The following is a 10,160-nucleotide window of genomic DNA, read 5'->3' on the forward strand; positions in this document are numbered from 1 at the left end:
CCCGCCGATCCGCAACACACCATCGGATGTTCCGCGCACCTCCTCCGCGAGGCGGCGCGCGAAAAACGGAAAGCCGCAATAGATCAGGCCCTCGATCACAAGAACGAGGCCGATCGCGTCCAGAAAATCGTTCACTTGCGAGAACGATTACTGGGCGGCGGGCGCAGGCGCTGCCGGAGCAGGAGCCGCCGGCGCCGAAGGGGCTGGACTTGCCTGCGCAGCCGGACCGGACGCGGTCGGACGAGCAGGAGCAGGCGATGCCGAACCGGCCCCCATCGGGTTCTGGAAGAAGCGGAAGAAGTCCGAATCCGGAGACAGGAGCATGGTCGTGCCCTGGCCGTTCAGCGCTTGGTCGTAAGCCGACATCGAGCGATAGAACTCGAAGAACTGCGGATCGCGGCTGAACGCGTCGGCAAAGATCTTCGAGCGTTCGCCCTCGCCTTCACCGCGCAGGATCTCGGATTCCTTCTGCGCTTCTGCCGTGATTTCGACGACCTCACGATCGGCACGAGCCCGGATCCGCTGAGCCGCTTCACGACCGCGCGCACGCAGGCGCTCAGCCTCGGCCAGACGTTCGGCCTTCATCCGCTCATAGGTCTGCTGCGACACTTCCTGGGTCAGATCCGTGCGGCGGATGCGGACATCCGTGATCTGCAGGCCAAGCGAAGTTGCGTCAGGACGCAGCTGGTCGGCCACTTCCTTCATCATGTCGCCGCGCTCTTCTGAAAGGGCAGCCTCGAAACCACGCAGACCATAGACCCGGCGCAGAGCCGCGTCGAAACGGGTGCGCAGACGCTGTTCGGCCAGCTGCACGCTACCCGAAACGGCTGAGCGGAAGGTCCGGGCATTCTCGATGCGATAAGCCACGAAAGCATCAACCTCGTAGAACTTGCCGCCCGAAACCTGGACGCGGATATTGTCGAGGTCGAAGCGCATCACGCGGTCGTCCACAAGCTGCACATTGTCAGCATCCAGGAAGCCGAACGGCGCCTTGAAGTAGATGCCGGGCTCGGTTTTCACGTCCACGATCTCGCCGAAGCGCAGAACGATGGCCTGCTGGCGCTCATTCACCACGAAGATCGAGGAATAAAGCAGCAGCGCGAGAACCGCGACGATGATGAGGATTGCGGGAAGACGATTCGTCATCAGTTCGACCCTCCCGTATTCTGGCCCGTAGCCTGACTATGATTGTAGACCGGTTGCGACGTATCCTCCGCAGCCGGGCGGTTCTGCAGCTGCGGCAGCGGCAGATAAGGCACGACGCCCGATCCGTTGCCGCTTGCGCTTGGCTCCACGATAACCTTGTTGGAGTTGCGCAACACGCGCTCCATGGTTTCCAGGAACAGGCGCTGACGGGTCACTTCCGGCGCCAGCGCATACTGGTCGTAAACCGACACGAAACGCTGCGCCTCACCCTGTGCCTCCTGCACGACGCGGTTCTTGTAAGCAGCCGCTTCTTCGCGAAGCTGCGCTGCCTGACCACGCGCCTGGCCGAGCTTCTGGTTGGAATACTGGTTGGATTCTTCCACGAAGCGGTCTTCGTCCTGTTCAGCGCGCTGCACTTCGTCGAACGCGTCGGCCACTTCGCGCGGCGGTGCTGCGTCCTCGATCGAAATCGCATTCACGTTGATGCCCGCCTGATACTGGTCGAGCGTGCCCTGGATGATGCCACGAACCGCTTCGGCGATGCCTTGGCGATCGTCGCGGAAAATGTCTTGTGCCGGACGGCGGCCGACGGCTTCGCGCATCGCGCTTTCAGCCACCTGGCGTACCATTTCCTCGGGATCGGCCACCTTGAACAGGTAGGCAATCGGGTCAGACACTTGGTAGGCCACGGAGAACCGGACATCGACAATGTTCTGGTCGCCCGAAAGCATCAGGCCCGACGTGTTCTGCCCACCGCGGGCTTCGCCGATATTGACCAGCTTTTCCGCGATGTTGGCGATCTCGACGGTTTCTACCGGCCACCAATGAAAATGCAGACCCGGCTCGGAAAGCTCGGCCTTGGGCTTGCCGAAGCGAAGTTCGACCGCAACCTCATCAGGCTGCACCGTGTAGATGGACTGGATGGCCCAGAAACCAAGAAGAACGATGGCGATCAGGCCGTAAAGCGCTGGGCTGCCACCAAGACCGGTGCCTGCCCCGCCGCCATTATTGCCACCGCCGCCACCCGGCAGCGCGCGACGCAGACGATCCTGGCCACGCCGGATTATGTCTTCGAGGTCTGGCGGCGTACCCTGGGGTCCACTCGGACGATTGGGCTTCTGGCCCCAAGGCCCGTTGCCCCCGTCACCACCGCCGCTACCGCCATTGTTGTTGCCGCCACCCCACGGCCCGCCGCCGCCGTTGCTCTGATTATTCCAGGGCATTCAAGTCCTTTCGAAACACGCCGTGCTTGCGGGGAATTATCGCTCCACCACACCCTTGCCATCTCTATAGGCACCCACAGCCACGCTTTCAACGCGACCGAACAACCACTTGGAAGAAGGTTAAGCGTGTAAAAGCGCTGGACCGCCCTTACGGCGAAGCACGACGGCGCTCGTAAACCACGCAGCGGGTCGGATACTGATCCTTTTCGCCGGCGGGCACTTCAAGGCTCGTGGTTTCCACAAAGCGTTGCGGATCAATGGCTGGGAAGGTCACATCCCCGTCCACATCGGCCAGCACATGCGTGACCCGCAAGCGGTCGGCGATACCCATGGCCTGCTCGAAAAGCTGCCCGCCGCCAATCACGCAGATTTCATCCGCTTCCGGCAGGGCTTTGGACCGTGTGCGCGCCAGAGACAGCGCATCAGCCAGCGAATACGCGATCTCAACGCCTTCAGGATGGTAGTCGCGATTGTGCGTGACGACGATGTTGAGCCGGCCGGGCAAAGGCTTGCCGATGCTCTCGTAAGTCAGCCGCCCCATCACGACGGGCTTGCCCATCGTGTCGGCCTTGAAGCGCTTCAGATCGCTCGACAAGCGCCAGGGCAGTTGCCCGTCGCGGCCCACCACGCCATTCTCAGCGACTGCCACCACAAGCGTCACATCCATGCCCGTCTCCCCCTGCATAACGAGCACCTTAGCAGCTTGCTTTCAAACGGCTACCTCGGCCGCGATCGCCGGATGCGGATCGTAGCCGTCCACGACGAAATCCTCGATGCGGTAATCGTCGATGCTTGCAGCCTTTCGGGTCAGCCGCATGGTCGGCATCGGCCGCGGCTCGCGCGACATCTGTTCCTGCGCAGCTTCAAGGTGGTTGAGGTAAAGATGCACGTCGCCGCCAACCCACACGAAGTCGCCGAGTTCAAGCTCGGCCTGATCCGCCAGCATCATCATCAGCGCCACCGTGCCCACCCAGTTGAAGGGCGCGCCGAGCAGCAGATCGACCGAGCGCTGCATCATCATGCAGGACAGTCGTCCGCGCGCGACGTGAAACTGATACACCATGTGGCAAGGCGGCAGCGCCATCTCACCGAGCTCCGCCACGTTCCAGGCATGAAAAAGCATGCGGCGGCTGGCCGGATTGGTCTTCAGCGTTTCGACAAGCGTCGCGATCTGGTCATGCTCAGCACCGTCCGGCCCCTGCCAGCGCCGCCACTGCTTGCCATAGATCGGCCCAAGCTCGCCCCAGCGCGCCGAGAAATCATCATCCGAAAGGATGCGGTCTTCGAACTCCTTCTGGCTGATCGCCTCGCCTGTCGCTTCACGATACTTGGCCAGCGGCCAGTCGCTCCAGATCCGCACATTCTCCTGCAACAGCGAGCGTAGATCGGTGCAGCCGGTGAGGAACCACAGCATCTCCTTGACCGCCGTTTTCCAGAACACCTTCTTGGTGGTCAGGATCGGCACCTGCCCGTTCGACAAATCGAAGCGCAAGGTCTCGCCAAACAGGGAGCGCGTGCCGACGCCAGTGCGGTCCAGCCGCTCGTCGCCGCGTTCGAGAACACGGGCCATCAGGTCGAGATACTGCTGTTCGGGCGCGTTGAACGCCACAGGCAATCGTTGAAGCATAGTCCAGCCCCCTAACCATTTCTGGTTACGCAAGAAGACACACTGAGTCGCCATCCTTGAGCGAGAGGATATGAATAAGTTGGGGAAACTTTGTTCAAGTCCGAACCGTTCCTGCCACATGGACGCAGCCCTAACGCTGCAAGCGAGCGCGCCCTAAATTGTGCTCAAAGCAACAGGAGACATGCGATGGCGAACCGTACCAAGATGAACTGGTCGGAAGTGACGCCGAAGCCGCTTTGGCTGAACCGTCGCGCCCTGATCGCTGGCATGGGCGCAACCGCCATCGCCTCGCCCGCGCTCGCAAAGATCGCCGCGCAGCCGAGCCGCTTTTCCACCGACGCCAAGCCGAACACGCTCGAAGAAATCACCAACTACAACAACTTTTATGAGTTCGGATGGGACAAGACCGATCCCGCCGCCAATGCCGGCCAGTTGAAGATCGATCCGTGGTCCGTTCAGGTCGACGGCCTTGTCGATCGTCCCGGCACCTATGACCTCGCCGACATCATGAAGGACCGCCCCCTGGAAGAGCGTATCTACCGCTTCCGCTGCGTGGAAGCCTGGTCGATGGTGATCCCCTGGATCGGCTTCGAGCTCGCCGGCCTGCTCAATCGTTTCGGCGTGCAGCCCTCGGCCAAATACGTCGCCTTCCAGACCCTGCATCGCCCGGAAGAAATGCCCGGCCAGCGCGCCGGCGGCATCGATTGGCCCTATGTGGAAGGCATGCGCCTCGATGAAGCGATGAACCCGCTCACCATCATGGCGACCGGCCTCTACGGCGAGAACCTGCCCAAGCAGAACGGCGCGCCCTTGCGCCTCGTCGTGCCTTGGAAATACGGCTTCAAGTCTATCAAGAGCATCGTCAAGATCAGCCTCGTCGCCGAACAGCCGCCAACGACATGGCAGCAACTGCAGCCGAGCGAATACGGCTTCTTTGCCAATGTGAACCCCGAAGTGAACCACCCGCGCTGGAGCCAGGCGACCGAGCGTACGATCGGCGGCGGCTTCTTTGCCAGCCGCAAGGAAACGCTGAAGTTCAACGGCTATGGCGATGAGGTCGCCAGCCTCTACAGCGGTCTCGACTTGGCAAAAAACTATTGATCGCCCGTATCGATGTCTGGCTGAAGCGCGTCCCGAACTGGGCCGTCTGGCTGGCGGGCTTTATCCCGCTTGCCTGGCTGGTCTGGCTCGTCATCAGCAACGATCTCGGCGTCGATCCCGTCAAGGAGATCGAGCATCGCCTGGGCAAGATCGCGCTTTGGTTCCTGATTGGCGGCCTCGTCATCACGCCGCTGCGAAAGTTCGTTGGCCTCAATCTCCTGCGCTACCGCCGCGCGATCGGCCTGCTCGCCTTCATCTATGTTGTGCTGCATCTCATGGCCTGGGCCGTGTTCGACATGGGGCTTCTTCTGAGCCAGGCCGCCAACGACCTGTTCCGCCGCCCCTATCTGATCTTCGGCATCAGCGCTTTTATCCTCCTGATCCCGCTTGCCATCACTTCGAACAAAGCGTCCATCCGCAAGCTCGGCGCAAACTGGCGTCGTCTGCACTGGCTGGTCTATCCCGCCGTGCTGCTCGGCGTGGTGCATTATCTCTGGCAGATGAAGGTGATCCGCACCGAAGGCTGGATCTGGCTCGCGGTCGCTCTGCTGCTCCTGGCGACGCGGATCAAGTTTCCAAAATCCTCCCGCTAAGCACCCTTTGCAGCGCCGGATAACTAACCTATATCAGACCCTGTCAGCTTGACTGACTATGGAAATAAACGGCCGTTGAAATAAGCCATTCGGACCCGGGGGCGGTACCCGGCGCCTCCACCACGAACCGCTCGATGAGCGGCTGGTGCTGGGGGCGAAATAGGATCGACGAGGGTGTAAAGAGCGGACTTTTTCCCGGCATTGTACCACCGTTATCGGGCTACAACTGTAGTTGCAAACGACAACTATGCGGAAGCACGTCTCGCCGCTTAATGCGGTGCGATAGCTTCAAATCAAGCCCTAGGGGTTCGCACTTCTAGGCGGGGTTCGGAGGTACCTGGCAACAGAAACCTCCACTTCTCCCTTTTGTCTGTATCCATCTTCCGTGAAGCCGCACCTTCCCCAGCTTCAAGGCCGCGCCATATCGTTGTGAGTTTACGAGGAAGCCAAGCTTCTCTAAAGCTACGCCAACGATTCAACCGGACCTGCCTGGCTCCATGGCCGAAGACCACATTCGCTACGATATCCTGGCCCAGGAAGCACTGCGCGGCGTCATGCGCAAAGTGCTGATCGAGGTCGCGCGCACCGGTTTGCCGGGCAACCACCACTTCTTCATCACCTTTCTGACGGGTGCGCCCGGCGTGCGGATTTCTTCGCGGCTGAAGGAACGTTACCCCGAGCAGATGACGATCGTGGTGCAGTTCCAGTATTGGGACCTCAAGGTCACCGATACCGGCTTCGAGGTTGGCCTGTCCTTCTCCGACGTGCCGGAAAAGCTGGAAATTCCGTTCGCAGCCGTGCGCGGCTTCTATGATCCGTCGGTCAATTTCGAGCTGGAGTTCGACGTCAAGCCGGTTGAACCGGCCGCCGCTCCCGTTGAGCCCACGCCGATGCTGAAGGCCGTCGACAACAATCCGCCCGCGGAGCCGAAGCCTCTTCCGGTAAAGGCACCCAAGCCCGAAAAGACCAAGAAGGCCCAGGAGCCCGCGCCAAGCGAGCCGACCGAAGACAAGTCGGAAGACGAAGCGCCGAAGGCCGGTGCCGACGTCGTGTCCCTCGACGCCTTCCGCAAGAAGTAGGCGTCATCATGGGCGACATCGTCAATCTCCGCACCATCCGCAAACAGCGCGATCGTGCGGAAGATGCCCGCAAGGCTGATGAGAACCGCGCCCGCTTCGGCCGCACCAAAGCCGAAAAACAGGCGCAAGCCAAAACTGCCGAACGCGCTGAAACGCAGCTCGACAATCACCGTCGCGAGCCCTGATGCCGTCATGAGCGGTGTCCTCAAGCGCTCGGTCACGATCGGCGGTCACCGCACCAGCTTTTCGCTCGAAGCCGCCTTCCACACCGAACTGGAGCGTATCGCAGCCAAGCGCGCTACCAGCATGAGCGCCTTGATTGCCGAGATCGACGCCGCGCGCGATCCCGCTACCAACCTGTCCTCGGCAATCCGCCTGTTCGTGCTGGCCGACCTCAAGGCACGGCTTGCTGGCGGTTGATCGATGCCGCTTTGGCGTTGTGCTTTCAGTCAGAGGATTGCGGCACCACGAGCGCCCCCTATGATCGGGTGTCACCTCTTCTCGGCGCGCGGATGTTCGGGCATGCGAAAGACATCATCGCTCTCGCATCTAGCGGTTATCCTGACGACCACCCTTGCTTCTGGCCACGCACACGCCGGACCCGCAACGATCCCGATGCTGACCGCCGGTCAATGCGGTGACTTTTTGGCGAGCATGCGGAAAAAACCCGGGAGAGCTATCTACATCGGGTGCAGCTATTTCCCGGAGCGGCAGGGTAAACCCCTGCAAGCGATCTATCATGTTCGAGGGCAATACGCCGCTGATGCCGAAACGAGCCTGGTCAGTTCACTTGGTCTCAGCAGACTTAAGCACGTCTGCTGCCAGTGGGAAGCTGGGCCAAATACATAAGGGATGCAGCCGGCATCGGATTTGAGGTCGGAATGTATTCTGGAGAAACCATCGTAACCAGCCGCCAGGAATGGGCGGACATTCCGTATTTTGAGGTCGTCGTCGAAACCTTCACCCAAGAGATTTAATCGTAGAACCTCTCGGAGCCTTGATACGCAACTCGGTCAGGCTTGGCATAACCTTGTGCGTCAAAGATCGTACTGCTTGACCTGAACATGCTTGGCGCGCCCGGCGCCCAGCCCGGCCGTAATCGCACCGCCGCCGATCAACAACAGCAGCCAGGCGCAGGCCACGAAACTGCCGGTCCAGCTATGGATCAGACCAACAAGCAGCGGCCCGAGCGAGGCGATCACATACCCGCCGCCCTGCGCCATGCCCGACAGATAAGCCGCAACACGCGCATCGGGCGAGCGCAACACGATCATCGTCATCGCCACCGCAATCAATCCGCCCTGCCCGATCCCCTGAACAACCGCGAGTATCCAGATCGACCACAGGGGCGCGAAGATGAAGCCGAGCAGCGCCAGCATGGCGCAGCTGATCAGAACGGTATTGATGAGGCGCTGATCGCGGCAGCGCACGGCGATCGACGGGATGACCAGACAAGCCGCAACCTGCACCATCACGTCGGTCGAGACCACCAGCCCGGCCGTCGCCGCATCCAACCCGCGCTCGCGCAGGATCGGCGAAAGCCAGCCGAACACGATATAGGCAAAAGCCGATTGCAGGCCCATGAAGAACGTCACCTGCCAGGCAAGCGGGTCGCGCCAAAGCCCTTCTACCCGGTGCTGTTTATGCGCATGCGCCGCGTTGAGACGCAGGGTTTGCGGTGCCCAGATACAGGCGACCGCTAGAGCGGGCAGCGCCCAGACTGCCAAAGCGAGCTGCCAGCTTCCGAACGCGGTTTCCACCGGCACGGTGATGCCAGCGGCAGCAGCGGCGCCGGCACATAGCGCCATCGTATAAAGCCCCGTCATCATAGCCGCGCGATCGGGAAAGTCGCGTTTTACCAGGCCGGGCAAAAGCACGTTGCCAACGGCGATCGCGGCACCGGACAGAACCGTGCCGAAGAACAGGATCGGCACCCAGCCGAAGCCCCGCAGGCCCGTCCCCAAAGCCAGAACAAGCAGAACCGCCAGTAGAACCCGCTCTGCCCCCAGCCGCTGCGCCAGTCGCGGCGCTATCGGCGCAAAAAGGCCGAGACAAACAACCGGTAGCGTTGTCAGAACGCTGGCGCTGGTCGTGGAGAGCCCGGCCCCCTGCACCACTTCGGGCAGGATCGACGACAGACTGGAAAACACCGGCCGCAGGTTGGCGGCAATCAGAACCAGGCTCAAGCCCAGCAAAAAGCGCGCAGCCGTTGAACGCGCAGGCGTAGCAAGCGGCGCGGGCGCACTGTCGGCTTCCGCGTCGATCAGCGTGATCTCGGTTTCTTCAAAAGAGCCGGCGGGTGATGCGGGTCGTTGGGTCATCAAGCAGCCAAGCCACGAAACGCCTGCCGCTTCAACCGCATTTGCCTCTGGCCCAATCGTTCACGCGCAAATGGTGGACGAGGTAACCTTCGAAAGAAAAAGGCTGACGCGGTCCCACTCGCAAGAGGATACGAGCAAGATCGCGTCAGCACTCAGCCGCTTGAAAGCCTAAAGCGCTTCTTCCTCAAACACCGAATGTCACCCACCCGCTCGCATCGATCATCCATGCTGGGTTCCACGCGATCTCCCAAGCATGACCATCCGGATCGCTGACATAGCCACGAAAGCCGCCATGCGGCGGCGCATCGCCTTTACGCAGCAGGGTTCCGCCCGCAGCCACCAGTTGCTCGATCACAAGATCGACGCCGTGCCGCTCAGGAACGTTATGCGCGAGAGCGATCGCGCTGGGCGCTGCCTGGCTAGCCCGCTGCATGTCACCGTCCAGCCCCGGGTTCTGCCACGTACCGAGCATGAGGCCGTTCATCTGGTAGAAGATGATCTCATCATTCTCGAACACGGGCGTCCAACCGAACCCGCCGACATAGAAGCCGCGCGAACGTGTCATCGACTGGACACCCAACGTGATGACGGAAATCTGTTGTTGCATAGCCAAAATCCTTATCTTGCTCGCGCACCATTGCTGCGAACACTCAAGGTCTTGGGCCGCCTCGAAAGGCAGAAGGACCCGCTTACGCGGGGGCCGGGCCAACCGCACCGACCTAACCTGTTTCAGACAGGACAATGATATGGATCGCAGTGCCGAAATCAAGCAGGCAACGCACAGCCCACCGGGCTGCGACCATCAGCGTGTCGCGTTAATTCGGCAGGTTCTCCACCAGCGCCTGGGGCTGATGGTGGTTGCAGAGGTTGAAGGCCCTGCGTTTCCGGGATTTCGGCTGGCATCTGAAAGGGCGCCGGGGAATTAGCCGGCGGGTCGTTGCGCGATGCTGGTGCCGGCGGCTGGGTCTCAGGAGCGGGCTGCGTGCGGCGTTCTTCCTGCGCTCGTGCTGCTTGAGCCGCGCGCTCGGCTTCACGCCGGGCGGCTTCGGCCGCAGCTTGCGCTGCCCGCT

The 10,160-nt window shown here is 61.5% G+C and carries 14 protein-coding genes and 1 other RNA gene; 8 read left to right on the forward strand and 7 right to left on the reverse strand.

The features are described 5' to 3' along the window. The 5 genes from RTX98_RS10770 to RTX98_RS10790 form a co-directional block, all read right to left on the reverse strand. A partial coding sequence (locus RTX98_RS10770) for a DUF2065 domain-containing protein (protein ID WP_416223105.1) occupies positions 1 to 135 on the reverse strand: 135 nt, incomplete at its 3' end. A 12-nt stretch (positions 136 to 147) separates the two neighbouring features. Then, positions 148 to 1,146, reverse strand: coding sequence for a protease modulator HflC (locus RTX98_RS10775; protein ID WP_312796513.1), 999 nt, complete (start codon positions 1,144 to 1,146; stop codon positions 148 to 150). After that, positions 1,146 to 2,369, reverse strand: a complete 1,224-nt coding sequence (hflK, locus tag RTX98_RS10780) for an FtsH protease activity modulator HflK (RefSeq protein WP_312796514.1) — start codon at positions 2,367 to 2,369, stop codon at positions 1,146 to 1,148. The genes RTX98_RS10775 and hflK overlap by 1 nt, the downstream gene beginning before the upstream one ends. 148 nt (positions 2,370 to 2,517) lie before the next feature. Next, the gene (locus RTX98_RS10785) at positions 2,518 to 3,036 is read right to left on the reverse strand and encodes a dihydrofolate reductase (RefSeq protein WP_312796515.1); all 519 of its coding nucleotides are present in this window, start codon (positions 3,034 to 3,036) and stop codon (positions 2,518 to 2,520) included. A 42-nt stretch (positions 3,037 to 3,078) separates the two neighbouring features. Continuing rightward, positions 3,079 to 3,996: a thymidylate synthase gene (locus tag RTX98_RS10790; RefSeq protein ID WP_312796516.1), complete on the reverse strand. Its 918-nt coding sequence runs from the start codon at positions 3,994 to 3,996 to the stop codon at positions 3,079 to 3,081. A 186-nt stretch (positions 3,997 to 4,182) separates the two neighbouring features. Here RTX98_RS10790 and msrP point away from each other — a divergent pair, with 186 nt between their 5' ends. From msrP to RTX98_RS20795, 7 genes are all read left to right on the forward strand, one after another. Then, complete coding sequence (msrP, locus tag RTX98_RS10795; protein ID WP_312796517.1) at positions 4,183 to 5,097, forward strand: protein-methionine-sulfoxide reductase catalytic subunit MsrP; 915 nt, start codon at positions 4,183 to 4,185, stop codon at positions 5,095 to 5,097. Then, on the forward strand, positions 5,094 to 5,690 hold the full coding sequence (gene msrQ, locus RTX98_RS10800; protein ID WP_312796518.1) for a protein-methionine-sulfoxide reductase heme-binding subunit MsrQ: 597 nt from the start codon (positions 5,094 to 5,096) through the stop codon (positions 5,688 to 5,690). Before msrP ends, msrQ begins: the two co-directional genes overlap by 4 nt. Positions 5,691 to 5,692: 2 nt before the next feature. After that, positions 5,693 to 6,048: a transfer-messenger RNA gene (gene ssrA, locus RTX98_RS10805) on the forward strand. Positions 6,049 to 6,187: 139 nt separating this feature from the next. Beyond that, positions 6,188 to 6,769, forward strand: coding sequence for an SspB family protein (locus tag RTX98_RS10810; protein WP_312796519.1), 582 nt, complete (start codon positions 6,188 to 6,190; stop codon positions 6,767 to 6,769). A gap of 8 nt (positions 6,770 to 6,777) precedes the next feature. After that, positions 6,778 to 6,954, forward strand: a complete 177-nt coding sequence (locus tag RTX98_RS10815; protein WP_312796521.1) for a DUF4169 family protein — start codon at positions 6,778 to 6,780, stop codon at positions 6,952 to 6,954. 7 nt (positions 6,955 to 6,961) lie between these two features. Continuing rightward, positions 6,962 to 7,189 (forward strand): ribbon-helix-helix domain-containing protein, encoded by a 228-nt coding sequence (locus tag RTX98_RS10820; RefSeq protein WP_312796523.1) that lies wholly within the window; start codon positions 6,962 to 6,964, stop codon positions 7,187 to 7,189. A gap of 195 nt (positions 7,190 to 7,384) precedes the next feature. Next, positions 7,385 to 7,618: a DUF4952 domain-containing protein gene (locus RTX98_RS20795; RefSeq protein WP_416223106.1), complete on the forward strand. Its 234-nt coding sequence runs from the start codon at positions 7,385 to 7,387 to the stop codon at positions 7,616 to 7,618. Positions 7,619 to 7,806: 188 nt separating this feature from the next. On the opposite strand, the gene RTX98_RS10825 is transcribed toward RTX98_RS20795, so the two are convergent. Together RTX98_RS10825 and RTX98_RS10830 are read right to left on the reverse strand one after the other, a co-directional pair. Further along, positions 7,807 to 9,090: a CynX/NimT family MFS transporter gene (locus RTX98_RS10825; RefSeq protein WP_312796524.1), complete on the reverse strand. Its 1,284-nt coding sequence runs from the start codon at positions 9,088 to 9,090 to the stop codon at positions 7,807 to 7,809. A 184-nt stretch (positions 9,091 to 9,274) separates the two neighbouring features. Beyond that, entirely contained in the window at positions 9,275 to 9,697 is a 423-nt protein-coding gene (locus tag RTX98_RS10830; protein WP_312796525.1) for a VOC family protein, read from the reverse strand. Between the two features lie 260 nt (positions 9,698 to 9,957). Here RTX98_RS10830 and RTX98_RS10835 point away from each other — a divergent pair. Next, positions 9,958 to 10,160 (forward strand): hypothetical protein (locus RTX98_RS10835; protein ID WP_312796526.1); only part of this gene is annotated, 203 nt, incomplete at its 3' end.

The organism is Tianweitania sp., from assembly GCF_032053605.1.
Classification (GTDB): domain Bacteria; phylum Pseudomonadota; class Alphaproteobacteria; order Rhizobiales; family Rhizobiaceae; genus Tianweitania.

What these genes read in the sequence shown, in the direction of transcription:
- RTX98_RS10775 (WP_312796513.1), bottom strand. Translation starts at nt 1,146, where the DNA reads ATGACGAATCGTCTTCCCGCAATCCTCATCATCGTCGCGGTTCTCGCG.
- hflK (WP_312796514.1), bottom strand. Translation starts at nt 2,369, where the DNA reads ATGCCCTGGAATAATCAGAGCAACGGCGGCGGCGGGCCGTGGGGTGGC.
- RTX98_RS10785 (WP_312796515.1), bottom strand. Translation starts at nt 3,036, where the DNA reads ATGGATGTGACGCTTGTGGTGGCAGTCGCTGAGAATGGCGTGGTGGGC.
- RTX98_RS10790 (WP_312796516.1), bottom strand. Translation starts at nt 3,996, where the DNA reads ATGCTTCAACGATTGCCTGTGGCGTTCAACGCGCCCGAACAGCAGTAT.
- msrP (WP_312796517.1), top strand. Translation starts at nt 4,183, where the DNA reads ATGGCGAACCGTACCAAGATGAACTGGTCGGAAGTGACGCCGAAGCCG.
- RTX98_RS10810 (WP_312796519.1), top strand. Translation starts at nt 6,188, where the DNA reads ATGGCCGAAGACCACATTCGCTACGATATCCTGGCCCAGGAAGCACTG.
- RTX98_RS10815 (WP_312796521.1), top strand. Translation starts at nt 6,778, where the DNA reads ATGGGCGACATCGTCAATCTCCGCACCATCCGCAAACAGCGCGATCGT.
- RTX98_RS10820 (WP_312796523.1), top strand. Translation starts at nt 6,962, where the DNA reads ATGAGCGGTGTCCTCAAGCGCTCGGTCACGATCGGCGGTCACCGCACC.
- RTX98_RS20795 (WP_416223106.1), top strand. Translation starts at nt 7,385, where the DNA reads ATGCTGACCGCCGGTCAATGCGGTGACTTTTTGGCGAGCATGCGGAAA.
- RTX98_RS10825 (WP_312796524.1), bottom strand. Translation starts at nt 9,090, where the DNA reads ATGACCCAACGACCCGCATCACCCGCCGGCTCTTTTGAAGAAACCGAG.
- RTX98_RS10830 (WP_312796525.1), bottom strand. Translation starts at nt 9,697, where the DNA reads ATGCAACAACAGATTTCCGTCATCACGTTGGGTGTCCAGTCGATGACA.